The organism is Streptomyces sp. NPDC002730 (genome assembly GCF_042888805.1).
GTDB lineage: Bacteria > Actinomycetota > Actinomycetes > Streptomycetales > Streptomycetaceae > Streptomyces.
Genome location: NZ_JBIAQG010000016.1, coordinates 25,192 through 51,054, shown reverse-complemented (window position 1 = coordinate 51,054; position 25,863 = coordinate 25,192). Strand labels below are relative to the sequence as shown.

The following is a 25,863-nucleotide window of genomic DNA, read 5'->3' as shown; positions in this document are numbered from 1 at the left end:
GGGAGATCCGCCACGGTCCGATGTGGGCTGCGCCACGTTGCGCTTCCCCCGGTTCCGACGTACCACATACAGGAGCCAAAGGGACCCCCTTTTCCGGACATTGACGAACGAAGCGACGAACGGCCGGGCGCGGTACAACGATCGGCCAGCCTACATCGCGCGGTGCGGCGGCGGGGTCACGGGGCGCGGTCAGGCTGGCGGCCGGAGAGCAGAAAGACGACGGAGCGCTCCCGCTCCGCCCATGCCACGGTGTCCAGTTCGACGGACTGCAGAAGGGCGCACTCGACAGCGTAGCCACCGGCCGCCAGTGCCGCGCCGATCGCCTCGGCCTCGTCCCGGGTCGAGGCATGGGACACGATGCGCTGCGGCCGCCGGTCGGTACAGGCGGTCACCACCGGCACTCCCCCGCCCCCGATCCGTACGACATCGGGCTCGGGCAGCCGCTCCAGCACATGCGGCGCACGGCCCTGGACGACCTGGAGCTGGACTCCGGAGCGCCGTGCCGTGGCGGCGGTACGGTCGCAGGCGGCCCGGTCGGCGTCGACGGCGATCACCGCGGCTCCGAAGCGGGCTGCCTCGGCCGCGAGAGCACCGCTGCCGGAGCCGATGTCCCACACCAGGTCGCCGATACGCGGTCCCAGACGGGCCAGCTGCGCGGCGCGCAGCTGCACCGACTCGCCCTCACCGATGGCACCGGCCCCGGGCTCCGGAGGCAGCGCCCAGCCCCGTGCCGCCGGCGGATAGCCGGGGTCGCGGCCGGCGATCCAGCCGCTGCCCGGCACGGCCGCGCTCGCGGCTCCGCCGATGACGATGACGACATTGGGGTCGCGCCAGACGTGGTCGGCCGCCTTGTCGGAGGTGAGGACGGTGACCTGCTCACGGTCGGTGCCGAGTTCCTCGCAGATGACGAAGGTGCGGTGGACGCCTTCGAGGAGCAGGGCGAGTTCCGCGGGACCGGCGCCCGGGGAGGTGAGGACAGCCACTTTGGAGTGCGCCCGGCACACATTGACGGCGCGGCGCAGCGTACGGCGGTGGGCGACGACGATCTGTGCGTCGTCCCACGGCATTCCGGCCCGGGCGAAGGCGGTGGCCACGGAGGAGACCGCGGGGACGACCTCGACCTCGAGGCCGTGCTCCGGCGCGCGCAGGGTGCGTACGACCCCGAAGAAGCCCGGGTCGCCGTCGGCGAGGACGACGGCGCTGCCGCGGTGGCCGGCGATCCGGCGGGCGGCGAGGTCGACGCTGCCGAGCCGGATGCGCTCGGCGCCCCGCGGCACCTCGGGCAGCGCCAGATGGTGCGCGGCTCCGGCCACCAAAGTGGCGGCGGAGAGGGCGGACCTGGCCGCTGCGGTGAGGGGCGAACCGTCCCAGCCGATCACCGTGACGCGGTCGGCCATCGTCGTCAGTCTCCTGGTGTTGTCGCAGGTCGGGGCAGCCCCGCAGGGGCGGGCATGGCGAGACTACCCGGAGCGGGCGGTGATCGGCTGTGACAGCTGCGTCAGTTCCAGTCGATGAAGCCGTCAGTTCCAGTCGGTGAAGGAGGCGTAGCCCGCGTCCGCCATCCGGTCCGGGACGGCCTCGAGGTCCTCGGGCAGCAGACTCCAGACGATCAGATCGGTGCGGATATCGGCCCAGCCGCCGTCCTCCGTCTGCGTACGCGCTATCCAGGCGTTCCGCAGCACTCCCTCACTGATGCAGCCGATCTTCTGCGCGACCTGCTGGGACGCGGTGTTGTCGGCGGCCGTGCGCAGCTCGATGCGCTCGAACTGCTGGACGCGGAAGAGCCACTGGGCGACGGCCAGCACCGATTCGGTGGCGTAGCCCTCGCCGCGCGCCCAGGGGGCGGTCACGTAGGCGACCTCGGTGGCGAGTGTGCGCCAGTTGGTGTTCTGCAGATGAATGGTTCCCACGAGCCGCTGGGTGAGGAACTCCGTGACGGCCAGGACTATGCCGCGTCCTTCGGTGCGCTCTGCAGGAGCGATCCTGCGCACCCAATCCTCGGCGTCCGCCGCCGTGTACGGGTGCGGAACCGAGGTCCAGGCGGTGACCAGCTCGTCGTTCATCATCTCGGTGTGCGCCGGGATGTCGGCTTCTTCGAAGGGGCGCAGCACCAACCGCTCCGTGCTGATGGACACGTCCGGGAAGGTGGTAGTCATGCGCAGCTCCATGCCGAAGACCGTCGTAAGGGCCGTAGCCGTAAAGGCACAGCATGCAGCATCGGGTGGCGGATGTGCATGGCCGGGTGATGAGTACCACGAGGCCCCGCCCACCTGTCGCGGTGCGCGGGGCCTCGTCCAAAGGGCTTGCTGCGGGCGTTACTTGACGGCGCCGAAGGCCGGGACGACCGAGCCGGCGTACGTGTCCTCGATGAACTTCTTCACCTCGGGGGAGTTGAGGAGCTTCGCGAGCTTCTGCACGCGGGCGTCCTTCTCATTGCCCTCCTTGACGGCGAGGAAGTTGGCGTAGGGGTTGCCCTCCGCCTTCTCCAGCGCAAGGGAGTTCTTGGCGGGCTTGAGGTCGGCCTCGATGGCGTAATTGCCGTTGATGACCGCGGCGTCGACATCGTTCAGGGCGCGGGGCAGCGTGGCGGCCTCGATCTCCTTGAACTCCAGGCCCTTCTTGTCCTGGATGTCGGAGAGCTTGGCGCCCGAGCCGACACCGGACTTGAGGGTGATCAGACCATTGTCCGCGAGGAGCTTGAGCGCGCGGCCCTCGTTGGTGGTGTCGTTCGGTACGGCAACGGTCTGCCCGGACTTGATCTCCTTGAGGTCCTTGACCTTCTTGGAGTAGAGGCCCAGCGGCTCCAGGTGAACGTTGACGACCGGAACGATGTGGGTCTTGTTCTTCTTGTTGAAGTCGTCGAGGTACGGCTTGTGCTGGAAGAAGTTGGCGTCGACCTGTCCGCTCTCGGTGGCGGTGTTCGGCAGGACGTAGTCCGTGAACTCCTTGACCTCGAGGTTGAGTCCGGCCTTCTTCGCCAGCTTGTCCTTGACGAAGTTGAGGATGTCGGCGTGCGGCGTCGGGGACGCGGCGACGACCAGCGCCTTGGACTCGTCGGCCTTGGCTCCGGAGCCGGACTTCGCGCCCGGGTCGGAGGCGGTGCCGCAGGCGGTGAGGCCGAGAGCGAGGGCGGCGGTGGCGGCGGCAGCCGCGGTGAACTTGATGTTCTTACGCACGAAAAGTGCCTCTTTCTGGTGGTGCGGAACGTTGCCCGGACAAGGAGTGCGGGCTTCTTGGAGTGAGGTCTGGGGATGGGTCAGGCGGTACGGCCACGGCGCGCCAGGAGTCGTACGACCCCGTCACCGATGAGCTGTACGACCGTCACCAGGGCGATCAGGATGACGACCGTGATGAGCATGAACTGGGTCTCGAAGCGCTGGAATCCGTAGGTCACGGCCTTGGAGCCAAGACCCTCGCCGCCGACCGCGCCGGCCATCGCCGAGTAGCCGACGAGCACGATCACGGTGGTGGTGACGGCGGAGACGAGCGACGGCAGCGCCTGCGGCAGCAGCACCTTGCGGACGATCGTCGGAATGGATCCGCCCATCGCCTGGACGGCCTCGACCAGACCGTGGTCGACCTCGCGGATCGCCGTCTCGACGAGCCGGGCGAAGAACGGAATGGCGCCGACGGCGAGCGGCACGATCATCGCGGTGGGGCCGATGAAGGTGCCGACGACCAGGGTGGTGAAGGGGATCAGCGCGATCAGCAGAATGATGAAGGGCAGCGAGCGGCCGATGTTCACAATCACGCCGACGACCTTGTTCACCGGGGTGTTCTGCAGCAGTCCGCCCTTGTCGGTGAGGACGAGCAGCACGCCGAGCGGCAGTCCGCCGGCGACGGTGACGAGGGTGGACCACAGCACCATGTAGAGGGTGTCGACGGTGCCCTGGCTCAGCAGCGGCTGCATCTCCGACCAGTTCACTTGGCACCTTCCTTGACCAGGGCGGAGGCCTGCGCAGGGAGAGTCACCGATTCGGCGGGGGCGTCGGGGTCGACGACATCGACCTGCAGGCCCTGCTCGCGCAGGAAGCCGACCGGGACGACGTTCTCCTCGTAGCGGCCGGGCAGTTCGATACGCATCCGGCCGATCTGCTTGCCTGCGACGGTGTCCATCGCGGCGCCGAGGATCGAGATGTCGATGTTGTACGTACGCGAGAGCTGGGAAATCACCGGCTGAGTGGCGGCCTCGCCGTGGAAAGTGACGTCGATGACCGTGCTCTCGGGTCCGGAGGCTTCGCCGCCGACCGGGAAGAGCTCCTGGGCCAGCTCGGAGCCGGGCGTCGCGAGCAGTTCACTCACCGTTCCGGATTCGATGATCTTCCCCTTCTTCATCAGGGCGGCCGAGTCGCAGATCGTCTTGACGACGTCCATCTCGTGCGTGATGAGCAGCACAGTCAGTCCGAGCTGCCGGTTGAGGTCCCGCAGCAGCTGCAGGATCGAGCGGGTGGTCTCGGGGTCGAGTGCGCTGGTCGCCTCGTCGGAGAGCAGCACCTTCGGGTCGCCGGCGAGTGCGCGGGCGATGCCGACGCGCTGCTTCTGGCCGCCGGAGAGCTGTCCGGGGTACGCCTTCGCCTTGTCGGCGAGGCCCACCAGATCGAGCAGCTCGAGTGCCTTGCGGGAGCGCTCGGCGCCGGAGATCCCGAGGATCTCCAGGGGCAGTTCGATGTTGTCCTTGACGGTGCGCGAGGACAGCAGGTTGAAGTGCTGGAAGACCATGCCGATACGGCTGCGCGCCTCGCGCAGTTCCTTGCCGGCGCGGCGGCCGCGTCCGGCCAGCGCGGTGAGGTCCTGGCCGGCGACGGTCACGGTGCCGGCGGTGGGGCGCTCCAGCAGATTCACGCAGCGGATGAGCGAGGACTTGCCGGCGCCGCTCTGGCCGATGACTCCGAAGACCTCGCCTTCACGGACGTGCAGGTCGACGCCGTCCAGGGCGGTGACCTCGCGGCCTCGCGACTGGTAGACCTTGGTAAGGCCCGTAGTGGTGATCACAGGGGTTTCCGTCACTGTCGAGTGCGCGGCGCGGTGTCCGCCGGGCACGGGGCATTCGGGTTGGACAGTCAGGCGCAGTACGGCTGATTCGGCTTGTGGCCGGGAAGCAATGCGTGCGCGGGGGCAGGCTCGGTCCGATGCGTTCCAGGCGGAAGATCGGATTCGGCGCGGCTGTCGGTCTCGCTTCGGGGGCGCGAGGCTCAGGCAGGGGCCCTCAGTTGGCGCACATTCGACACATACAACGAGCACCGGGCGTCGTGATCGCCTCGGTCGCAAGGGTGCGGCTGCTCGTCCTGGTCATGTCGGCAAGTAAAGCAGACATGCCTGTCGAGCGATCCCGGTTGTCCGAATAGCGGACATCCTTGATACAGCATTTGGACTGGCTCATTCCGCCGCGGTGATCTCCACTCCCCCTCCGGTGGCCTGCACGGACACGGCCGAGAGGTCACGCACGACGACATCGGCGACGAGCTCGGAACGCTGGTGTGTTGTGGCCAAGCCCACGGTCCGCATACCGGCCGCGCGCCCCGCGGTCAGCCCCGCCGGCGCGTCCTCGAAGACGACACAGCGCGCCGGATCCACGCCGAGTCGGCGCGCCCCGAGCAGGTAGGGCTCCGGGTCGGGCTTGCCGCGCTTGATGTCGTCGGCGGCGATCAGGTGCTTGGGCCGGATGCCGACCTCTTCGAGCCTGGCCTCGGCAAGCCGCCGGGTCGCGGAGGTGACCACGGCCCAGCGGTCCGCGGGCAACTGCGCGAGCAGCTCGGCGGTGCCGGGCAGCAGGACGACTCCGCCGGCCACGTCCTCGACCTCGAGCTGTTCGATACGGGCCAGGGCCTCGGGCACCATGTCCGCGGGCAGCAGATCGGCGGCTATCTCCACGGCGGGGCGGCCGTGCAGTTCGACGCGGGCGAAGTCCTCCGCCGTGATTCCGTACTCCTGCGCCCAGAGGGTCCAGCAGCGGTTGACGGACTCCATCGAGGAGACGAGCGTTCCGTCGTTGTCGAACAGCAGGGCTTCGGCGTGGATCTTCATGGTCGTCGACCATACGGGGCGCACGGGGCCGCGCGCATCGGGCCTTTTGGCCCGTAATACTCTCGGGTCCATGCTTGACGCCCTGACGGTCGCGGTCGCCGTGACCGCGCTCGCCCTCGCCGCCTGGTGCGGCTTCGCCGCCTACCGCGACCAGCCCACCAAGGACTGGCACTTCATCGGCATGGCCGTGGTGTCGGTGCTGGCGCTCGCGCAACTGGTGGTCGGGGTCGTGCAGCTGGCGGGCGGCGAGAAGGCGCAGGAGGGCACCGCGATCTTCATCGCGTATCTGATCGGCTCGTTCGCCGCGGTACCGGCGGCGGGCTTCCTGTCGCTGGCCGAGCGGACCCGCTGGGGCTCGGCGACCGTCGCGGCCGGCGCGGTGGTACTGGCAGTGCTCGAAGTACGGCTCTACGACATCTGGGGAGGCTGACGATGGCCGAGCCCGTCACCGGAGCGAAGCAGGCGCAGCAGACGAAGCAGCGGACCAAGCTGGTCCAGGGACCTGGAGTGCTGCTGGTCTGGCTGTACGGCGTGATGTCGGTGGGCGCGGTGTCGCGCTCGGTCTACCAGATCCTCACCGACTACGACTCGGCGCCGCTCGCCCATACGCTCTCCGCCGTCGCGGCCGTGGTGTACGCGTTCATCACGTACACCCTCGTCCGCGGCGGAGAGACGGCCCGCAGGGCGGCGCTGGTGTGCTGCGCCGCCGAGCTCGCGGGCGTACTGATCGTCGGGACCTGGACCGTGGTGGAGCCGTCCGCCTTCCCGGACGCGACGGTCTGGTCGAAGTACGGCATGGGCTACATCTTCATCCCGGTCCTGCTGCCGGTCACCGGAATGCTCTGGCTGCGCCGGTCCCGTACGGACGCGGCGCAGCCCGACGGCCAGGACGGCTAGGCGCTGGCGACATACGCGCGCGCCTCGGACTCCTTCTCCAGTGTGACGAGTGTGAGCCGCGGGCCGACCTGCTCACTGGACACCTGGACATAGCCGCGGCTGCGGTACAACCGCAGATTGCTCTCGCTGCGATGGCCGGTGAAGAGCTGCAACCGCTTGGCGGCCGGCTCCCCGGCGAAGCGCTCCTCGATCGCGTCCAGCAGCCGTCCGCCCAGGCCGTGGCGCTGCATCCTTGGATGGACGATGAGCTTGGCGATGCGGGCCGTCCCGCCCTCGTCGACCCTGCCGCGTACGGAAGCCACCACCTCGTCACCCAGCCGGGCCACCAGGGCATGGCCCTGCGCTATTTCGGCCCGCAGACTCTCGAGGGACTGGGTGAGGGGCTCGATTCCGTAGTCGCCGTAGAGTTCGGCCTCGGTCTGGTAGCACAGATACTGCAGCTTCAGGATGTGCTCCGCGTCCTGCGCCGCTGCCGCTGAGATGGTCACGCTCATGCCCATGTGTGCATGCCTCCCGCTCACCTGTCCGCCGGTTGTCTACCGCTCCTTTCCCCCGCGTTCAGGAGCGCCAACCTCTGCCGTCAGCATTCTGCGCAGGCATCCCAGGCAGCGGGAACGCATCGGCCCCAGACTGCCCTGTGAGATTCCCAACGCCCCTGCGATTTCCCGGTAGGTCGGGTCGTCCGGGGACAGCATCGCGGTGAGCAGCCGCGGGCAGTTCCCGGGCGTCCGCGCGACGGCAGCCCGCAGCGAGAGGCGCCGCTCGGCCCGGAGCACGGTGCGTTCGGGACTGCCGGCCGGATCGGCCGATGGTTCCTGGCCGTACGGGAGTTCACGGGCGGCCGTCCGCCGGGCGCGGCGCGCTTCCGCTCGTACGGCGGACCTGACCCAGCGGGCGGCGTCCGGCGGCGGCCCGTCACGGTCGAGCCGCTCGAGCAGCCGCACCCAGACGGCCTGTTCGAGGTCGCCGGCCTCCAACGCGGTGCCCGGCGCCTCGGCCGTGGCCTCGGCGCTCACCAGCGGGCGCAGCGCGCGGACCACATGGGCGGGGGTGTCTTCGAGAGGCGTCATGTCCGGCGGGACGTGCCGTCGCGCGGCGGCGGTTGCCGCGAGACGGCACAGTCACCCGTTCGGGCAGGTCGGGTGTCGTCTGTGCGTCAGCCGCGGAAGTCGGCGGCGGCCAGCAGACCCGTGTCCGAGTTGTCGGTGAAGATCCCGTCGATGCCGGTCTCGAAGTAGACCTTGAAGGCGCCGAAGGCGTCGCCGTAGGCGTTCGGGTCGGTGCCGCGCCGGAAGTCGGCGGGCAGGAAGGTGTTCTCGTTGCGCATCGTGTACGGGTGCAGGATCAGGCCCTTGGCGTGCGCGTCCCGCACCAGTGTCGTCTGCGTGCCCAGCTTGCCGTTCGCGTCCTTCGGGATGATCAGGTCGAGGGTCGGGCCCATGCCCTGCGCGTACGACGCGATCCACTTCAGGCCCTCGGGCTTGACGAGATCGGCGACCGTGCGCGGGTCGCCCGCCTGGACGAAGTCCCAGGGGCGGGTGTTCGCGGCCGACAGCAGGACGACGCGCGGCGAGTCGACAAGCCCGGCCAGCCGCTGGATGCTGCTCGGCTCGAACGACTGGAGAAACACGGGCGAGTTGCGGCGGTCGCGTCCGTACCGGCGCAGCAGCCTGGCAAGTCGCTCCTCGAGACCGAGTCCGATCCCCCGGAAGTAGGTGGGGTGCTTGGTCTCGACATGGAGCCAGACGGGACGGCCACGCCGGCGGCCCTCCTTCTCGGCCCAGCGCAGCACCTCCTCGAAGGTGGGTATCCCCCAGCGGCCGTCGTAGAGGGTGTTCTCCTGGCGGTTGGCGGGGATCCGCTCCTTGGCGCGCAGCGTCTTCAGCTCGGCGAGCGTGAAGTCCTCGGTGAACCAGCCGGTGAGGCTGACGCCGTCGATGGACTTGGTGGTTTTGCGGGACGCGAACTCCGGGTGGGCCGCGACATCCGTCGTACCGGTGATGTCGTTCTCGTGACGGCATACGAGGTGGCCGTCCTTGGTCGGCACCAGGTCCTGCTCGATGACATGCGCGCCCATGTCGAGGGCCAGCTGGTAGGAGCCGAGAGTGTGCTCGGGCCGGTAGCCACTGGCGCCACGGTGGGCGATCACCGTCGGGGAGGGCAGGTCCCTGTACGAACCATGTCCGCTGTCGCGCTCGTCGGCCCGTGCCGCCGTGGAGGCGAGCCCGAGGGCGGCCGTGCCGAGCACCGCCGCTCCCAGTACGGTCCGACGCCCGGGACTTCCGTCCGCACCCTGTGTCATCGACGTTCCTCCGTTGTGATGTCCCGCACCTGTCAAGCGATGCCCGATGGTAGGCAGCTACGCCTTCCATACGGCAGAGCCTGGACGAACGCAGTGGAAACACACGTCAACACTGTGTATCCGATCGATGAACCCGATGTGCGATCAGGTGTGACCCACGAGTATCGTCCTCACCTGCACAGACTTCGCCGCCATACCGTCCGCCCCCACGACACCCGCACATGACACGGAGGACCCGTTGTCCCGCTTGTCGCTCATCAAGGCAGTGCTAGGACCGATCCTGCGCCTGATGTTCCGCCCACGTGTGGAAGGTGCCGAGAACATCCCGGGGACGGGGCCGGTCATTCTCGCCGGAAACCACCTCACATTCATCGACTCGATGATCCTTCCGCTGGTCTGCGCCCGTCCGGTCCACTTCATCGGCAAGGACGAGTACGTGACGGGCAAGGGCGTCAAGGGCCGGCTGATGGCCTGGTTCTTCACGGGCAGCGGCATGATCCCGGTGGACCGCGACGGCGCCAACGGCGGTGTCGCCGCGCTGATGACCGGCCGCCGGGTGCTGGAGGAGGGCAGGATGTTCGGCATCTACCCGGAGGGCACCCGCTCCCCCGACGGGCGGCTCTACCGGGGCCGTACGGGCATCGCGCGGCTCACGCTGATGACCGGCGCGCCCGTGGTTCCGTTCGCGATGATCGGCACCGACAAGCTGCAGCCGGGCGGCGCCGGCCTGCCGCGGCCGGGCCGCGTGACGGTCCGCTTCGGCGAGCCGATGGAGTTCTCGCGCTACGACGGCATGGACCGCGACCGCTATGTACTGCGCGCGGTGACCGACTCGGTGATGACCGAGGTCATGGAGCTGTCGGGCCAGGAGTACGTGGACATGTACGCGACGAAGGCGAAGGCGGCCTGAGCCAGTCGCTCCGGGGTGACGCGAAGTTGTGAGAAGGGCCGGGCCCACGCGGGTCCGGCCCTTCTTTCGTCGTCACTCACCCTTGTGGCCGCTGGGGGCCTGACGGATATTCGAGGCTTTGCGGCGCTCAGGAACGTACTGCCGTTCGGTGCCTTACGGGTGCTTACGGGTGCTCGAGGCCTTCCTCGAGCTTCTGGCCGCGCAGCATGAACCACGCCGCGACGGCCGTCGCGAAGAGTACGGCCGCGCCGATCGCCCCCGCCGACTGGAAGCCGTCGGTGAAGGCGTCCTGCGCTGCCGACAGCATCGCCGCGCCCTGATCCTGCGGCAGGTCCTTGGCCGACTCGACCGCGCCGCCGAGTGAGTCGTGCGCCGAAGCGGCCGCCTCGGCGGGGACGCCCGGCGGAGCGGTGAAGCCGCGGTACATACCGGTCACGATGGATCCGAGCAGCGCGATGCCGAGCGCCGCGCCCAGCTCGTATGCAGTCTCCGACACCGCGGAAGCCGCGCCCGCCTGCTCCTTGGGCACGCTGGAGAGGATGACGTCCGCGGTCACGGTGAAGGCGAGACCCGCTCCGACACCGCCGATGAACAGCGCGATACCGAGCGCCAGCACTCCGGTGGACGCGCTGACCGCCGTACAGGCCGCGAGTGCGAGTCCGACCGCTGTCAGTCCGCCGGCCACCACGCTGCGTACGGAGGCTCTGCGGGCGAGATGGCCGGCCAGCAGACCCGCGCCCACCGCGCCGATCGCGGCGGGCAGTTCGATCAGTCCCGCCTCCAACGGCGAGCGCATCTGCACCAGTTGCAGGAACTGCGAAAGGAAGAAGACCAGTCCGGACAGGCCGAGAATGGTCAGCAGATCGGCGAGGACCGCACCGGAGAAGCCGCGGTGGTGGAAGAGCCGCATGTCCAGCAGCGGCGAGTCGAGCGTCAGCTGCCGCCGGGCGAACCAGTACAGAGCGGCCAGTCCGATGATCGCGGCCGCCGCGTTGTCCCAGCGGAAGCCGTGCACCGCCGCCTCCTTGACGGCGTAGACGACGCTGACCATGCCGATCAGCGAGAGGCCGACACTGATCAGGTCCCAGGGGCCGGGGTTGGGGTCGCGGGACTCCGGCAGCAGTTTGACGCCGACCAGGACCAGCACCGCCATCACGGGCAGGTTGATCAGGAAGACCGAGCCCCACCAGAAGTTCTCCAGCAGGAAGCCGCCGACGACAGGTCCGACCGCGGCGCCCGCGGAGGCAGCCGCGCCCCAGACGCCGACCGCGAGGCTGCGCTCCTTGGGGTCGTGGAAGATATTGCGGATCAGCGCGAGCGTGGACGGCATCAGGGTGGCGCCCGCGACACCGAGCAGGGCGCGTGCGAGAATCATCAACTCCGGGCTCGTGGCGTATGCGTTGAGCACGGAGACCGCACCGAACGCGACCGCGCCGATCAGCAGCAGCTTCTTGCGGCCGATACGGTCACCGAGGCTGCCCATCGAGACGAGCAGACCGGCGATGACGAACGAGTAGACGTCGCCGATCCAGAGCAGCTGGGTACCGGAGGGCTGCAGGTCCTCGCTGAGGAACGGCGTCGCGAGGCCGAGCACGGTCGCGTCGACGGCGACGAGCAGCACGGCAAGAACGAGGACGGCGAGCGCGAGCCACCGGCCGGGACTGCGTATCGCTTCGCTCTCCGTAGCCTGCCGGTCGGTACTGGTCATTCCCTCACGCTCCGTCGTGCGCCGCCGAGCAACAACTCGACGATCATGTACTGGAAGTCCTTGGCAGCGACCCGCCCCTCCTGCACCGACCAGGCGCCGGCACCGACGAGCCCGTAGAGGGCCTCGGTCAGCCAGGCAGGCGTGAGGTCGATACGGAACTCGCCCTGCTCCTGCCCGCGCCGGAAGAGCGCCGAGACACGAGCGTCGAGGCGGTTCCAGCCCTCGTTCACCTGGTCGCCCTCGAAGAGCTGGTTCTCGGTGACGAGGAAGGCGAGCAGCGGGGCGGCGGACTCCAATTCGGCGATGAGCCGCCGCAGCGCGTCCTCGGCCGTGCCGTCGTCGAGCCTGGCGGCGTCGAGAGCCGCCTCGAACTCATGGATGCCGAGGTCTTCGAGGGCCTTGACGAGAGAGTGCCGCCCGGCGAAATGCCGGTGCAGGGTGGCCCGCCCGATGCCCGCGGCCCGGGCGACCTCGTCCATGGTCGCGGTCGCTTTACGGGAGAGCAGGGCGGCGGCGGTGCGCAGAACCTGTTCGCGGTCGACTGTCATGAGACAACCATAGCCCACATGAGACATCAATGTCTCATTAAATATTCGCTGCCGCCCCGGCGGCACAAAGGGGATCGTGTGCGGATGAAGCCACTGCTGCTGATCGACGTCGACGGGCCGCTCAATCCGTATGCGGCACAAGCCCAACGCAGACCGGAGGGTTACGTCACCCACCGGATGCGGCCCTCGGGCTGGACGGAGACCAAGCCGCTGCGCGTCTGGCTCAACCCGGAGCACGGGGTCGAGCTGCTGGCTCTGGCCGAGTGGTACGAACTCGTCTGGGCCACGACCTGGAAGGGTGAGGCCAATGAGTGGATCGGGCCGCATCTCGGGCTGCCCGAACTGCCGTACATCGACTGGCCCGAGATGCACGGAAAGGCCCCTCGCGGGACCTTCTGGAAGACGCAGTACATCCTGGAGTACGCGGCGGGGCGGCCGTTCGCCTGGATCGACGACGAGATCACGGCCATGGACCATGAGTGGGTGGAACAACGGCGCCTGGCCGCCGCCCTGTTGCTGCGCGTCGACGACAGGGTCGGACTGCTCCGGCCGGACTTCGACGCGCTCGCGGACTGGGCGGCGGCGCTGCGGTGACGCCTACTTCTTCTACTTCTTCGCCGTGGCCCAGGCGTGCTGCACGGTCAAGTCAGCCTTGACCTCGGCCAGTTGGACGGCGACTGCCGAAGGGGCCGTGCCGCCGCGGCCGCTCCGGGAAGCCAGCGCGCCCTGGACGTTGAGGACCGTGCGCACCTCGGGCGTGAGGTGCTCGGAGATCTTCGCGAACTGGGCGTCGGTGAGCTGGTCCAGTTCGATGCCGTGCGCCTCGCACTCCTTGACGCATTCGCCGGCGACCTCGTGCGCCACCCGGAACGGCACGCCCTGCTTCACGAGCCACTCCGCGATGTCCGTCGCGAGCGAGAAACCGGCCGGGGCCAGCTCCTCCATCCGCTCCCGGTTGACCGTCAGCGTCGCCATCATCCCGGTGAAGGCCGGGAGCAGGACCTCGAGCTGGTCGCAGGAGTCGAAGACCGGCTCCTTGTCCTCCTGGAGGTCGCGGTTGTACGCGAGCGGCAGCGCCTTCAGCGTCGCCAGCAGACCGGTCAGATTTCCGATGAGCCGGCCGGACTTGCCGCGCGCCAGCTCCGCAATGTCCGGGTTCTTCTTCTGCGGCATGATCGACGACCCGGTCGAGAAGGCGTCGTGCAGGGTCACGAAGGAGAACTCCTTCGTGTTCCAGATGATGACCTCCTCCGCGATCCGGGAGAGGTTCACGCCGATCATCGCGGTGATGAAGGCGAACTCGGCGACGAAGTCACGGGAGGCCGTGCCGTCGATGGAGTTCGCGGACGAGCCGTGTTCGAAGCCGAGGTCCGCGGCGACCGCCTCCGGGTCGAGACCCAGTGACGATCCGGCCAGGGCGCCCGATCCGTACGGAGAGACCGCCGTGCGCTCGTCCCACTGCCGCAGCCGCTCCGCGTCCCGCGAGAGGGACTGGACATGGGCGAGGACATGGTGGGCGAAGAGCACGGGCTGGGCGTGCTGGAGATGCGTACGGCCCGGCATGGCGACGTCCGGGTGCGCCTCGGCCAGGCCGACCAGCGCGTCCTGAAGCTCGGCGATCAAGCCGCCGATGATCCGGGCGTGGTCCCGCAGATACATCCGGAAGAGCGTCGCGACCTGGTCGTTCCTGGACCGTCCTGCCCGCAGCTTGCCGCCGAGGTCCGGGCCGAGGCGCTCCAGGAGACCGCGCTCCAGCGCGGTGTGGACGTCCTCGTCGGCGATCGTGCCGACGAAGGAGCCGTCGGCGACATCGGCTTCGAGCCGGTCGAGGCCGGCCAGCATCCGCGTCAGCTCGTCCTCGGTGAGCAGGCCGGCCTTGTGGAGCACACGCGCGTGGGCGCGGGAGCCCGCGATGTCGTACGGCGCGAGCCGCCAGTCGAAGTGGACCGACGCCGACAGCTTCGCCAGCGCCTCGGCCGGACCGTCGGCGAAACGGCCGCCCCAGAGCCGTACGTCACCGTTGTTGCTGCTCACAGCTGAAGCTCCTCAAGAGGGTGGATGTGCGCCCTCCCCCTGGGCCCTGCGGGCCTGGGGGGACCCCCGCCCCGCCGCGGAGGAACGGGGAGGCGGCTGTCGTACGCGTATCGAATCAGGCGAGGTCGCGCCGCGCCGCGATCTTCGACGACAGGCCGAAGATCTCGATGAAGCCCTGCGCCTTCGACTGGTCGAACGTGTCGCCCGAGTCGTACGTCGCCAGATTGAAGTCATACAGCGACTCCTCGGACTTCCGGCCGGTAACGACAGCGCGACCGCCCTGCAGAGTCATCCGGATGTCACCGGTGACGTGCTGGTTGGCCTCGTTGATGAAGCCGTCCAGGGCGCGCTTGAGCGGGGAGAACCACAGGCCGTCGTAGACCATCTCGCCCCAGCGCTGCTCGACCTGCCGCTTGTAGCGGGCCAGCTCGCGCTCGACCGTGACGTTCTCCAGCTCCTGGTGGGCGGTGATCAGCGCGATCGCGCCCGGAGCCTCGTACACCTCACGGGATTTGATGCCGACCAGCCGGTCCTCGACCATGTCGATCCGGCCGATGCCCTGCGCGCCGGCCCGCTCGTTGAGCTGCTGGATCGCCTGAAGGACGGTGACGGGCTTGCCGTCGATGGCGACCGGGACGCCCTCCTTGAAGGAGATGACGACCTCATCGGCCTCGCGCTGCACGGCCGGGTTCGAGGTGTACTCGTAGATGTCCTCGATCGGCCCGTTCCAGATGTCCTCCAGGAAGCCGGTCTCGACGGCCCGCCCGAAGACGTTCTGGTCGATGGAGTACGGCGACTTCTTGGTGGTCGCGATGGGGAGCTGCTTCTCCTCGCAGAAGGCGATCGCCTTGTCCCGGGTCATGGCGTAGTCACGGACCGGGGCGATGCACTTCAGATCGGGACCGAGCGCGGAGATACCGGCCTCGAACCGCACCTGGTCATTGCCCTTGCCGGTGCAGCCGTGGGCGACGATACCGGCGTTGTGCTTCTTGGCGGCGGCGACGAGGTGCTTGACGATCGTCGGCCGGGAGAGGGCGGAGACCAACGGGTAGCGGTCCATGTAGAGAGCGTTGGCCTTGATCGCCGGGAGGCAGTACTCGTCGGCGAATTCGTCCTTGGCGTCGGCCACCTCGGCCTCGACGGCACCGCAGGCGAGCGCGCGCTTGCGGATGACGTCCAGGTCCTCGCCGCCCTGGCCGACGTCCACGGCAACGGCGATGACCTCGGCGCCCGTCTCCTCGGCGATCCAGCCGATGGCGACGGAGGTGTCCAGACCGCCCGAGTAGGCGAGTACGACGCGCTCGGTCACTGGTTTCTCCTTACGATGCATTCGGTGATGGGTATAACTATGCAGTCCTCCGTATGTTTTGTCAACGCGCTCCGTGGGCGTGCACATATGGGCGTGCACATATTGGGCGGCGCCCGGCCATGCACCGCGCCTACGATCGGCGCTTCACAGGCACGACCGGGGGAGCGGCAGTGATCAGGGACTTTCAGACCAGGTGGGCGATGGCCGGCAGACTCATGGACGGCGAGCCGGTCCACACGGTCATCGACACGGCCGACGCCACCGCATGGACAGCCCTCGACATCGGAATACGCGAGCGTGCGCAGCCGCAACCGATCCTGCTGCCCTCCCGCGCCCGGATCGACGGCCGCCGCATCGCGTGGGACCGGAACGAGGGGCTCCAGGTGATAAGCCGAGGCCATGCTCCGCTCAGCAAGAACGAGCTCATCCTCGCGCTGTGCCACCTCGACGGCCGGATCCGCGAAGCCGTGATCGACCGGGTCGCGGACTTCCCCGAGCTGCTGCCACTGGTCGTGATCCGCTGCGCGGACTGGGCCGCGCCGGTGCGTGAGAGGGCCCGGCCACTGCTTGCGGACGCGCTGCCCAAGGTCAGCGGGCCGGACCTGGTCACCCTTGCCGCCCTGGTGCTCCGGGTGGCCCGGCGCGGCCACGGCGCCTTCGCCCGCGACCTGCTGGACCGGACCCTTCGCCAGGGGAGGCGGGCAAATGTCGAAGCACTGCTGGCGAGCGAGGACCGCGCCACGCGCCGATTCGCTCATCGACTCGCGGTCCAGGAGCGGCTGCTCTCCCCGCTGCGGCTCGCCCGTGCCGCCGCCGGTGACGACGATGTCGTCATCCAGGACGTCTGTGCCGAGGCGGCCATCGCCGCCGTGCGCGACGGTGCGTACGACGAGGTGTTGAGCCCCCTGCTTGGCTCCCGCCAGCCACGGGTGCGCTCCGCGGGGGTCACCGCGCTGCGCCGGGCGGGGTGTCCGGCGCAGGCCCAGCCCTTCCTCGCCGACCGATCCGGCCTGGTACGCGCCTGTGCGCGCTGGGTGCTGCGGCAGCACGGCACCGATCCGCTGCCGCTCTACCGTGCGCTGTGCGCCGACCCCTCGACCCGGGATCTACCGCCCGCCGCGCCGCTGGGACTGGCCGAGTGCGGCACGCGCACGGACGCCGCACTGCTGGTGCTGCTGCTCGGTCACCCGTCCGGGGCGGTCCGCGCCGGTGCGGTCGCCGGTCTGCGCCTGCTCGACCGGGCCGACGCCGAACTGCTGCTGCCGCTGCTGGACGACCCTTCGCCGTCCGTGGCTCGCGAGGCTGCCACTGCCCTGCTCCCGTCCGCGGACCGGCTGCCCGAGGCATGGTTGACGCTGCGGCTCACCGCGGACCGCCCCGTCCACACCAGGAAGGCGGCCTTCCGGCTGCTGCGTGCCCAGGGCGGCGTCGCCCAACTCCGGGCGGCAGTACAACTGCTGACGGACGAGGACCCCAGACTGAAGGCGCTGGCCGGTCCGGCGATCCAGCTGTGGGCGGTGCCGCCGACCGGCGTGCCGCGCGGCGACGCCGAGGTGGCCGCGCTCCTGAACCGCTGCACGCACCTGTTCAGCGACTACGTACTGACACGGTTGCGGCAGGAGTTGGGGATCACCGAGTGAAATCGAACGCGGCGGACGCCCCCGATCGCCAATAATCCATGGCATGGGAACGCTCTATGAACGGATAGACGGCCGACTGCGCACCTTCATCGAGGCACAGCCCCTCTTCTTCATCGCGACCGCGCCCCTCTCCGGCGACGGCACGGTCAACCTCTCCCCCAAGGGTCTGATGGGCTCTTTCGCCGTCATCGACGACCGGACCGTGGCCTACCTCGACTTCGCCGGGAGCCACAACGAGACCATCGCCCATCTCCGTGAGAACGGCCGCATCACCCTGATGTGGTGCGCCTTCCAGGGGCCGCCGAACATCGTCCGGGTGCACGGCCGCGGCGAGCCCGTTTTCCGCGACGACCCGCGCTGGGAGGAGCTGCTCACGCGCTTCCCGGACATCGACACCACCTCGCATGGGCTCCGTGCCATGATCGTCGTACGAGCCGAAGTCGTCCGGAATAGCTGCGGGTTCGCCGTGCCGTACATGACGTACGACCGTGACCGCGAGATGCACGGTCAACGGTTCTCGCGCGAAGACGATGCGTCACTCAGCGCCTATTTCGAGAAGAAGTCGGACATCGCCACCAGCATGGACGGGCTTCCAGGGCTTCCGCTGCCGCTTCCTCCGACCCCATGAATCCAGTGGGCCGGACGGCGCAGTCCGGGCGGCGCACCCCCCGTGCCGCGCGTACGGTCATGAACCATGCGCCCCGGACTCGCACTTGGCTCCGTTCTCCTTCTACTCGCCGCCGGTACGGTCGCGGCCGTCCCCGGCCGCGCGGCCACGCTCCCCGAACGGATGGCCGACACGGGCAGCGGCACCCAGCTGATCACCGCCGAGGCCCCGAGCGCCGGCTCCACCACGGGCAAGGTCACCTGGTGGGACCGGCGCCGCGACGGGCGGTGGGTGACGGTGGGCTCGGCCGCGGCGCGGTTCGGCGCGAAGGGCCTGGTCGAGGGCGGTAGCCGGAAACAGAGCACCTTCACCACCCCGACCGGGCTGTACCGCCTGCCGTACGCCTTCGGGACCAGGGCCGCTGTCGCCTCGACCGACTACCCCTACCGCCGGGTGACGGCGAAGTCCTGGTGGTGCCAGGACAACGGATCCCGCGCGTACAACCGCTGGGTGGAGGGGCTGCCCGCCGACTGCCGGGCTGCCGAGTCCGAGCATCTGGTCGCGTACGCGACGCAGTACGCCCGGGCCCTGGTCATCGGCTTCAACTACGACCGTCCGGTGCGCGGTCGGGGCGCCGGCATCTTCCTCCATGTCAACGGGCGTGGCGCGACGGCCGGTTGTGTGTCGGTGCCGGACGCGGCCATGCGCCGGATCCTGGCCTGGGCCGACCAGCACCGCGACCCGCACATCGCCATCGGCACCGCTTCGGGACGCACGGCCGTCACGCGCTACTGACCGGGCTCGGCCACGTCACGGATTGCACAACCGCCCCTCGAGTTGAACTCCACGCGCCTCGTATGCGTATCCCCGTACGCGAAGAGGTACAGCCGAGGAGCAGTCGTGGCGATGTTGCAGAGCGGTCGGGCCGCAAGACGCCAGACCATGCGGGCGATCCGGCCCCAGCGTGACCCGGCGGTGGCGCTGCTGGCCGTCGCCTGGGCAGGGGCGGTGGCCGTGCTGTCCCTGTGGTGGCAGAACACCGCGGTGGTGCATATGACCACCGCCGAGTGGCTGATCGGTGCCGGAAGGATCACCGGTCTGCTGGGCGGATACATGATCGCGCTGGTGGTGCTGCTGATGGCACGCGTCCCGGCGCTGGAACGGCGGGTGGGTTCCGACCGGGTGACCCGCTGGCACGCGATGAGCGGCCGCTACGCGATCAGTCTGATCGTCGCGCATGTCGTGCTGACCGTCTGGGGGTACGCCGTCCAGGCCCGCACCGGCCTCGTGGAGCAGACCGTCACCGTCGTCGTCGACTTCCCCGAAATGATCAAGGCGGCGATCGGCACCGGGCTCCTGCTGCTCATCGGCTTCGTCTCGGCCGGGGCCGTACGCCGACGGATGTCGTACGAGACGTGGTACTACCTGCACCTTCTCACCTATGTCGCGGTGTATCTGACCTTCTGGCACCAGCTGGCGACGGGTGCCGAGTTCGTGGCGAACCCGATGGTGCGCACCGTCTGGTACGTGCTGTACGGAGCGGTCGGCGCGCTGCTGCTCTGGTACCGCGTCCTGTCGCCCGTCCGGCTCAATCTCTGGCACCGGATGCGGGTCGAGTCGACCGTGGACGAGGCACCCGGTGTGGTCTCCGTGCTGATCACCGGGCGGCGGCTGCACCGGCTCGGTGCCGAGGCGGGTCAGTTCTTCCGCTGGCGGTTCCTCACCAAGGGGCTGCGCTGGAGCGCCAATCCGTACTCGCTCTCCGCCCCGCCCCGCCCCACCCTGATGCGTATCACCGTCAAGGCGGTCGGGAAGCACAGCACGGCTCTCTCCCGGCTGGAGCCGGGGACGCGGATCTGGGCAGAAGGCCCCTACGGAGCCATGACCGCCGGCCGCCGGAGCCGCAACAAGGTGCTGCTGATCGCGGGCGGCGCCGGGATCACCCCGCTGCGCGCGCTGTTCGAGACGCTGCCCGGCGGCCCGGGCGACCTGACGCTGCTCTACCGGGCCAGCAAGAGGCAGGACCTGGCGCTCTGGAACGAGCTTGAGCAGATCGCTCAGCGCCGGGACGCACAGCTGATGTACGCGGTGAACGGTCCCGACGGTGCCCGGCCCGAGATCACCGCCGAGCGGCTGACGGAGGTGCTGCCCGACATCGACGAGCACGACGTCTATCTCTGCGGGCCGCCCGGTCTTGCCGAGGAGTCGTACCAGGCACTGCGCGAAGCAGGAGTGCCGTCCCGCCGGATCCACCACGAGTCCTTCGAGATGTGAGGCCGTCCTTGAAGAGGAAACATCCGCTTCGCCGGATCATGATCGGCGCCGCCGCCACCGTGTCAGGTGTCGTCCTGCTGCTCGCACTGAAGCAACCGGGCAACACCGTGGCCGGGGCCTCGTCGCAGGCCGGGGCTCAGGTGCCTCCCGCCGGCTCGGCGTCCGCCGGGAACGGGGCCGGGGCCGCGGGGGGACAGACGGTGCTCGGTGACGTCGCCGGCACGCAGTACGGCGACGTCCAGGTCCAGCTCACGCTCAGCGGCGGCAGAATCACCGGGGCACAGGCGGTGAAGGCGCCCAGCGCCGACCCCAGGAGCCGACAGGTCGCCGCCGACGCGATCCCCAAGCTCAACCAGGCCGTGATGACGGCACAGAGCGCGCAGATCGACGCCGTCTCCGGGGCCAGCTACACCAGCCAGGGCTACATCAAGTCCCTGCAGAGCGCACTCGACAAGGCCGGGACTGCGGGGACTGCAGGGGCGGCGGCGGGCTCCGGCGCCGGGGATTCCGGCAGCGAAGACTCCGGCGCGCAGGCCGGTGCACAACCCGGAGCAGGGACGCAGCCCGGAGGGGACTCGGGCTCCGGTGCGGCCTCGGGCTCCGGCTCGGGCTCGGGCTCGGGCTCCGGTGGCGCACAGTCGACGAAAACCGTCCTCGGCGACGTGGCCGACACCCAGTACGGCCCCGTGCAGGTCCGGATCACGGTCAGCGGCGGCAAGGTCACCGCGGCCGACGCCGTCAAGGCGCCCAGCGCTGACGCCAACAGCCGGCAGATCGCCGCCAACGCTGTGCCCAGGCTGAACCAGGCAGCGGTCACGGCGCAGAGCGCGCAGATCGACGCGGTCTCCGGGGCCAGCTACACCAGCCAGGGCTATATCAAGTCCCTGCAGAGCGCACTCGACAAGGCAGGTCTGTGATGCCCGCCGGGGAGCGCCTGCGCCATGTCGAGCACTCCATGGGCACGGTCTTCTCGTTCGACATCCGTATCGCCACCGGCAGCGACTCTCCCAGGGTGCGCGCCGGACTCGCCGCCGCCGTGGCCGGTCTGCACCGCGTGGACGAGATCTTCTCGACGTACCGTCGGGGCAGCCAGCTCAGCCGACTCGCCCGCGGCGAACTCTCTCTCGGGGACTGTGTCACCGAGGTCGCCGAAGTGCTCGAGCTGTGCGCGGACGCGGAGCGGGAGAGCGACGGCTGGTTCACCGCCCGCTACGCCGGCGAGCTCGATCCGACCGGTCTGGTCAAGGGCTGGGCGGTGGAGTGCGCGGTCCGCATGCTCGCCTCGTCCGGTGCGGATTCGGTCTGCCTCAACGGAGGCGGCGACATCCAGCTGTACGGCGGCCCCTGGCGGGTGGGCGTCAGTGACCCGCTGCACCCGGGCGAGCTCGTCACGGTGATCGAGGCCGACGAGGGTCTCGCCGTCGCCACATCGGGCCCGGCCGAGCGCGGCTGCCACATTCTCGACCCGCACACCCGCCGGCCACCCGCCAAGGCGATGGCGTCGATGACCGTCGTCTGCCCGGGGCTGACCCACGCGGACGCCCGGGCGACTGCCGCGTACGCCATGGGCGGGCGGGCCCGCGACTGGCTGGAGGAGCTGCCCAATACCGAGGGCTTTGCGGTCAATGCCGACGGCAGCACCTGGCGGACCAGCGGATTCGCTCGCCACACGGCGAAGTTGACGGCCTGACGACCGGACCGCCGGCCTGACGACCGGACCGCCGGCGGCCTCAGCGGTCGTTCTGGGCCAGGCGCAGCAGATGGTCCGCGAGCGCCTGGCCGCCGTTCGGGTCACGGCTGATCAGCATCAGTGTGTCGTCGCCCGCGATCGTGCCGAGAATGTCGTGCAGTTCGGCCTGGTCGATGGCCGAGGCGAGGAACTGGGCCGCGCCCGGAGGCGTACGCAGCACCACGAGGTTGGCGGAGGCCTCGGCGGAGATGAGCAGTTCGGCCGAGAGGCGCCGCATGCGCTCCTCCTTGGCCGACTCGCCGAGCGGGGCCTGCGGGGTGCGGAAGCCACCCTCGCTGGGCACCGCGTAGATCAGCTCACCGCCGGTGTTGCGGAGCTTCACCGCGCCGAGCTCGTCGAGGTCGCGGGAGAGCGTCGCCTGGGTGACGCTCAGTCCGTTGTCCGCCAGGAGCTTCGCCAGCTGGCTCTGCGACCGCACCGGCTGCCGGTTGAGGATGTCCACGATCCGGCGGTGGCGGGCCGTGCGGGTCTGCGGTACGGCGGGCCCGCCGTGCTCGGTGTCCTGCGCCTCGGTCATCGTCGTCGTCTCATTCCCCGGATCGTCCTTCCCCGTACGCACCGTCGAGGATGCCCGGAAGCGCCTGGAGGAACGCGTCGACTTCCGCGTCACCGATGATCAGTGGCGGCATGAGCCGCACGACATCGGGAGCGGGAGCGTTCACCAGGAAACCGGCATCCTGAGCTGCCTGCTGCACCTGCGGTGCGAGGGGCTCGGTGAGCACGATACCCAGCAGCAGGCCCTCGCCACGGACGTGGGAGACCAGCGGGTGGCTGTGCTTGCCGTCGGCGCCCTCGATTCCGTCGCGCAGCTTCTCGCCGAGGCGCTTCACCTCGTCGAGAACTCCGTCGGCCGCGAGGGTGTCGAGCACGGCGAGTCCGGCCGCGCAGGCGACCGGATTGCCGCCGAACGTCGTGCCGTGCTGGCCGGGCCGGAGCAGGTCCGCGGCCTGGCCGAAGACGACGGTCGCGCCGATCGGGAGCCCGCCGCCGAGACCCTTGGCGAGCGTGACGACATCGGGCTCCACGCCCTGGTGTGCCTGGTACTCGAACCAGTGGCCGGTCCGCCCGATACCCGTCTGGACCTCGTCGAGGACGAGCAGCGTGCCGGTGGCCCGGGTGATTTCCCGGGCTGCCTCCAGATAGCCCTTGGGCGGGACGACCACGCCGTTCTCGCCCTGGATCGGCTCGATGACGACCAGCGCGGTCTCTTCGGTGACCACGGCCCGCAGCGCCTCGGCATCGCCGTACGGGACGTGTGTGACATCTCCCGGCAGCGGCAGGAACGGCTCCCGCTTGCCCGGCTGGCCGGTGAGGGCGAGGGAGCCCATCGTGCGGCCGTGGAAGCCGCCGTCGGTGGCGACCATGTGCGTGCGGCCCGTCAACCGGCCGATCTTGAAGGCGGCTTCGTTGGCCTCCGCGCCGGAGTTGCAGAAGAAGACGCGGCCGGGGCGGCCGAAGAGCTGGATCAGCCGCTCGGCGAGTGCGACGGGGGGCTCGGCGACGTAGAGGTTGGAGACATGGCCGAGGGAGGCGATCTGCCGGGAGACGGCGTCGACGACGGCGGGGTGGGCGTGGCCGAGCGCGTTCACGGCGATGCCACCGACGAAGTCGGTGTACTCGGTGCCGTCCGCGTCCCAGACCTTGGCTCCCTCGCCGCGTACGAGGGACAGCTTCGGCGTGCCGTAGTTGTCCGTCATCACGCCCTGCCAGCGCTGTGTGAGCTCCTCGTTGCTCATGACTCCCCCTCTAGCGGTAGCTGTCCGTCGGGCACGACCATCGTGCCGATGCCCTCGTCGGTGAAGATCTCCAGCAGGATCGAGTGCTGGACCCGGCCGTCGATCACGCGCGCGGTGTTGACCCCGTTGCGTACGGCGTGCAGACAGCCCTCCATCTTGGGGACCATGCCGCTGGAGAGGTCGGGCAGCAGCTTCTCCAGCTGGGTGGCGGTGAGCCTGCTGATCACTTCGTCGCTGTTCGGCCAGTCCTCGTAGAGGCCCTCGACATCGGTGAGGACCATCAGTGTCTCGGCGCCCAGCGCGGCGGCGAGCGCGGCCGCGGCGGTGTCGGCGTTGACGTTGTAGACATGGTTGTCGTCGGCGGAGCGCGCGATGGAGGAGATGACCGGGATACGGCCGTCCTGCAGGAGCGCCTCGATGGCGCCCGTGTCGATCTTGGTGATCTCACCGACGCGGCCGATGTCGACCAACTCGCCGTCGATCTGCGGCTGGTGCTTGGTGGCGGTGATGGTGTGGGCATCCTCACCGGTCATCCCGACGGCGAGTGGGCCGTGCTGGTTGAGCAGCCCGACGAGCTCACGCTGGACCTGACCGGCCAGCACCATCCGTACGACGTCCATGGCCTCGGGGGTAGTGACCCTCAGGCCCGCCTTGAACTCGCTGACCAGGCCGTGCTTGTCGAGCTGGGCGCTGATCTGCGGACCGCCGCCGTGGACCACGACCGGCTTGAGGCCGGCGTGGCGCAGGAAGACGACATCCTGCGCGAAGGCCGCCTTGAGGTCCTCGTCGATCATGGCGTTGCCGCCGAACTTGATGACGACGATCTTCCCGTTGTGCCGGGTCAGCCAGGGCAGTGCCTCGATGAGGATCTGGGCCTTCGGCAGCGCGGTGTGCTTACGGGCGCTCATGAGGAGTACGCGCTGTTCTCGTGGACGTAGTCGGCGGTGAGGTCGTTGGCCCAGATCACGGCGGAATCGGACCCGGCGGAGAGGTCGGCGGTGATCTTCACCTCGCGGTAGCGCATGTCGACCAGGTCCCGGTCCTCGCCGACACTGCCGTTCCTGCAGACCCAGACGTCGTTGATGGCGACGTTCAGCCGGTCGGGCTCGAAGGCGGCCTGCGTGGTGCCGATGGCGGAGAGCACCCGGCCCCAGTTGGGGTCCTCCCCGTGGATGGCGCACTTGAGGAGGTTGTTACGGGCGATGGAGCGGCCCACCTCGACGGCGTCGTCCTCGGTCGCGGCGTTGATGACCTCGATACGGATGTCCTTGCTGGCGCCCTCGGCGTCACCGATCAGCTGGCGGGCGAGATCGTCGCAGACGGTCCGAACGGCCTCGGCGAACTCCTCGTACCGGGGTGTGAGCTCACTGGCTCCGGAGGCGAGCAGCAGCACGGTGTCGTTGGTGGACATACAGCCGTCGGAGTCGACCCGGTCGAAGGTCTGCCGGGTGGCGTCGCGCAGCGCCTTGTCGAGCGTCGCGGCCTCGAGGTCGGCGTCGGTGGTGAGGACGACGAGCATGGTGGCGAGGCCGGGGGCGAGCATGCCGGCGCCCTTGGCCATACCGCCGACGGTCCAGCCGTCCTTGGTGACCACAGCCGTCTTGTGGACGGTGTCGGTGGTCTTGATGGCGATGGCGGCCTTCTCACCGCCGTGCGCGGAGAGCTCGGTGGCGGCCTTCTCGATGCCGGCGACGATCTTGTCCATCGGCAGCAGCAGACCGATCAGCCCGGTGGAGGCGACGGCGACCTCGCCGGCACTCTGGCCGAGCACCTCGGCGGCCTTCTCTGCGGTCGCGTGGGTGTCCTGGAACCCCTGCGGGCCGGTACAGGCGTTGGCGCCACCGGAGTTGAGGACGACGGCGGTGACCTCGCCGCCGCGGAGGACCTGCTCGGACCAGAGGACGGGCGCGGCCTTGACGCGGTTGGAGGTGAAGACGCCCGCGGCGGCGCGGCGGGGACCGTTGTTGACCACGAGGGCCAGGTCCGGATTGCCGTTCTCCTTGATCCCGGCGGCGATGCCCGCCGCCGTGAATCCCTTGGCTGCCGTGACGCTCACTGCATCTCCTTGTTCGTTTCTCCGCCCGCGCAGCACGGCGGTGCGGCTTTCGTCGTTGTCAGCAGCCC

The 25,863-nt window shown here is 69.5% G+C and carries 27 protein-coding genes; 10 read left to right on the top strand and 17 right to left on the bottom strand.

The genetic code is table 11. The features are described from left to right. Positions 1-176: 176 nt before the first annotated feature. The 6 genes from cbiE to ACFYXH_RS34480 all read right to left on the bottom strand — a co-directional run bounded on the left by cbiE (position 177) and on the right by ACFYXH_RS34480 (position 6,024). Positions 177-1,397: a precorrin-6y C5,15-methyltransferase (decarboxylating) subunit CbiE gene (cbiE, locus tag ACFYXH_RS34505; RefSeq protein WP_389571612.1), complete on the bottom strand. Its 1,221-nt coding sequence runs from the start codon at positions 1,395-1,397 to the stop codon at positions 177-179. Between the two features lie 123 nt (positions 1,398-1,520). Further along, a complete protein-coding gene (locus tag ACFYXH_RS34500) occupies positions 1,521-2,168 on the bottom strand; it encodes a GNAT family N-acetyltransferase (protein ID WP_389571609.1) in 648 nt (215 codons plus the stop codon). A gap of 147 nt (positions 2,169-2,315) precedes the next feature. Beyond that, positions 2,316-3,176 (bottom strand): MetQ/NlpA family ABC transporter substrate-binding protein, encoded by an 861-nt coding sequence (locus tag ACFYXH_RS34495; RefSeq protein ID WP_389571606.1) that lies wholly within the window; start codon positions 3,174-3,176, stop codon positions 2,316-2,318. An 80-nt stretch (positions 3,177-3,256) separates the two neighbouring features. Next, positions 3,257-3,925 (bottom strand): methionine ABC transporter permease, encoded by a 669-nt coding sequence (locus ACFYXH_RS34490; RefSeq protein ID WP_385306419.1) that lies wholly within the window; start codon positions 3,923-3,925, stop codon positions 3,257-3,259. After that, positions 3,922-5,040: a methionine ABC transporter ATP-binding protein gene (locus ACFYXH_RS34485; protein WP_385306418.1), complete on the bottom strand. Its 1,119-nt coding sequence runs from the start codon at positions 5,038-5,040 to the stop codon at positions 3,922-3,924. Before ACFYXH_RS34485 ends, ACFYXH_RS34490 begins: the two co-directional genes overlap by 4 nt. A 336-nt stretch (positions 5,041-5,376) precedes the next feature. Then, a complete protein-coding gene (locus ACFYXH_RS34480) occupies positions 5,377-6,024 on the bottom strand; it encodes an HAD family hydrolase (protein ID WP_389571601.1) in 648 nt (215 codons plus the stop codon). Between the two features lie 70 nt (positions 6,025-6,094). On the opposite strand from ACFYXH_RS34480, the gene ACFYXH_RS34475 reads away from it, so the two are divergent. Then, entirely contained in the window at positions 6,095-6,454 is a 360-nt protein-coding gene (locus ACFYXH_RS34475; protein ID WP_327322349.1) for a hypothetical protein, read from the top strand. 2 nt (positions 6,455-6,456) lie between these two features. Further along, on the top strand, positions 6,457-6,921 hold the full coding sequence (locus tag ACFYXH_RS34470) for a hypothetical protein (RefSeq protein ID WP_389571598.1): 465 nt from the start codon (positions 6,457-6,459) through the stop codon (positions 6,919-6,921). Here the strand turns inward: ACFYXH_RS34470 and ACFYXH_RS34465 are convergent. From ACFYXH_RS34465 to ACFYXH_RS34455, 3 genes are all read right to left on the bottom strand, one after another. Then, positions 6,918-7,421: a GNAT family N-acetyltransferase gene (locus tag ACFYXH_RS34465; RefSeq protein ID WP_327322351.1), complete on the bottom strand. Its 504-nt coding sequence runs from the start codon at positions 7,419-7,421 to the stop codon at positions 6,918-6,920. The genes ACFYXH_RS34470 and ACFYXH_RS34465 overlap by 4 nt on opposite strands. A 36-nt stretch (positions 7,422-7,457) precedes the next feature. Then, on the bottom strand, positions 7,458-7,991 hold the full coding sequence (locus tag ACFYXH_RS34460) for a sigma-70 family RNA polymerase sigma factor (protein ID WP_389571595.1): 534 nt from the start codon (positions 7,989-7,991) through the stop codon (positions 7,458-7,460). Between the two features lie 86 nt (positions 7,992-8,077). After that, on the bottom strand, positions 8,078-9,223 hold the full coding sequence (locus tag ACFYXH_RS34455; RefSeq protein ID WP_389571592.1) for a glycerophosphodiester phosphodiesterase: 1,146 nt from the start codon (positions 9,221-9,223) through the stop codon (positions 8,078-8,080). A 193-nt stretch (positions 9,224-9,416) separates the two neighbouring features. Here ACFYXH_RS34455 and ACFYXH_RS34450 point away from each other — a divergent pair, with 193 nt between their 5' ends. Continuing rightward, complete coding sequence (locus ACFYXH_RS34450; protein WP_327328235.1) at positions 9,417-10,133, top strand: lysophospholipid acyltransferase family protein; 717 nt, start codon at positions 9,417-9,419, stop codon at positions 10,131-10,133. Positions 10,134-10,296: 163 nt separating this feature from the next. Here the strand turns inward: ACFYXH_RS34450 and ACFYXH_RS34445 are convergent, their stop codons facing one another. Both ACFYXH_RS34445 and ACFYXH_RS34440 read right to left on the bottom strand, forming a co-directional pair. Then, complete coding sequence (locus tag ACFYXH_RS34445) at positions 10,297-11,841, bottom strand: MFS transporter (protein ID WP_389571589.1); 1,545 nt, start codon at positions 11,839-11,841, stop codon at positions 10,297-10,299. Then, positions 11,838-12,389, bottom strand: coding sequence for a TetR/AcrR family transcriptional regulator (locus tag ACFYXH_RS34440; protein ID WP_389571587.1), 552 nt, complete (start codon positions 12,387-12,389; stop codon positions 11,838-11,840). Before ACFYXH_RS34440 ends, ACFYXH_RS34445 begins: the two co-directional genes overlap by 4 nt. Positions 12,390-12,473: 84 nt before the next feature. On the opposite strand from ACFYXH_RS34440, the gene ACFYXH_RS34435 reads away from it, so the two are divergent. Next, positions 12,474-12,983: an HAD domain-containing protein gene (locus ACFYXH_RS34435; protein ID WP_389571584.1), complete on the top strand. Its 510-nt coding sequence runs from the start codon at positions 12,474-12,476 to the stop codon at positions 12,981-12,983. Between the two features lie 12 nt (positions 12,984-12,995). Here ACFYXH_RS34435 and argH read toward each other — a convergent pair whose 3' ends face one another. After that, complete coding sequence (gene argH / locus ACFYXH_RS34430; protein ID WP_389571581.1) at positions 12,996-14,423, bottom strand: argininosuccinate lyase; 1,428 nt, start codon at positions 14,421-14,423, stop codon at positions 12,996-12,998. A gap of 115 nt (positions 14,424-14,538) precedes the next feature. Next, positions 14,539-15,732, bottom strand: a complete 1,194-nt coding sequence (locus ACFYXH_RS34425; protein WP_326648662.1) for an argininosuccinate synthase — start codon at positions 15,730-15,732, stop codon at positions 14,539-14,541. Positions 15,733-15,932: 200 nt separating this feature from the next. Here ACFYXH_RS34425 and ACFYXH_RS34420 point away from each other — a divergent pair, with 200 nt between their 5' ends. The 6 genes from ACFYXH_RS34420 (at position 15,933) to ACFYXH_RS34395 (ending at position 21,943) form a co-directional block, all read left to right on the top strand. Further along, positions 15,933-17,372 carry a hypothetical protein gene (locus tag ACFYXH_RS34420; RefSeq protein WP_389571576.1) on the top strand — a complete coding sequence of 480 codons (1,440 nt, stop codon included), beginning with the start codon at positions 15,933-15,935 and terminating at the stop codon, positions 17,370-17,372. A 43-nt stretch (positions 17,373-17,415) separates the two neighbouring features. Beyond that, a complete protein-coding gene (locus tag ACFYXH_RS34415; protein WP_389571573.1) occupies positions 17,416-18,000 on the top strand; it encodes a pyridoxamine 5'-phosphate oxidase family protein in 585 nt (194 codons plus the stop codon). A 66-nt stretch (positions 18,001-18,066) separates the two neighbouring features. Then, the gene (locus tag ACFYXH_RS34410) at positions 18,067-18,774 is read left to right on the top strand and encodes a L,D-transpeptidase (RefSeq protein WP_389571570.1); all 708 of its coding nucleotides are present in this window, start codon (positions 18,067-18,069) and stop codon (positions 18,772-18,774) included. Positions 18,775-18,885: 111 nt separating this feature from the next. Continuing rightward, entirely contained in the window at positions 18,886-20,253 is a 1,368-nt protein-coding gene (locus ACFYXH_RS34405) for a ferredoxin reductase family protein (RefSeq protein WP_327328236.1), read from the top strand. 38 nt (positions 20,254-20,291) lie between these two features. Then, on the top strand, positions 20,292-21,170 hold the full coding sequence (locus ACFYXH_RS34400; RefSeq protein ID WP_389571959.1) for an FMN-binding protein: 879 nt from the start codon (positions 20,292-20,294) through the stop codon (positions 21,168-21,170). Next, the gene (locus tag ACFYXH_RS34395; RefSeq protein ID WP_389571565.1) at positions 21,170-21,943 is read left to right on the top strand and encodes an FAD:protein FMN transferase; all 774 of its coding nucleotides are present in this window, start codon (positions 21,170-21,172) and stop codon (positions 21,941-21,943) included. The genes ACFYXH_RS34400 and ACFYXH_RS34395 overlap by 1 nt, the downstream gene beginning before the upstream one ends. A 40-nt stretch (positions 21,944-21,983) precedes the next feature. Here the strand turns inward: ACFYXH_RS34395 and ACFYXH_RS34390 are convergent, their stop codons facing one another. From ACFYXH_RS34390 to argJ, 4 genes are read right to left on the bottom strand one after another with little or no spacing between them, the layout of a single operon-like run. Beyond that, positions 21,984-22,520: an arginine repressor gene (locus ACFYXH_RS34390; protein ID WP_327322363.1), complete on the bottom strand. Its 537-nt coding sequence runs from the start codon at positions 22,518-22,520 to the stop codon at positions 21,984-21,986. A gap of 10 nt (positions 22,521-22,530) precedes the next feature. Continuing rightward, positions 22,531-23,739, bottom strand: a complete 1,209-nt coding sequence (locus ACFYXH_RS34385; protein ID WP_389571562.1) for an acetylornithine transaminase — start codon at positions 23,737-23,739, stop codon at positions 22,531-22,533. Further along, positions 23,736-24,647, bottom strand: coding sequence for an acetylglutamate kinase (argB, locus tag ACFYXH_RS34380; RefSeq protein ID WP_389571559.1), 912 nt, complete (start codon positions 24,645-24,647; stop codon positions 23,736-23,738). Before argB ends, ACFYXH_RS34385 begins: the two co-directional genes overlap by 4 nt. Next, the gene (gene argJ / locus ACFYXH_RS34375) at positions 24,644-25,795 is read right to left on the bottom strand and encodes a bifunctional glutamate N-acetyltransferase/amino-acid acetyltransferase ArgJ (RefSeq protein ID WP_389571556.1); all 1,152 of its coding nucleotides are present in this window, start codon (positions 25,793-25,795) and stop codon (positions 24,644-24,646) included. Before argJ ends, argB begins: the two co-directional genes overlap by 4 nt. Positions 25,796-25,863 lie beyond the last annotated feature (68 nt).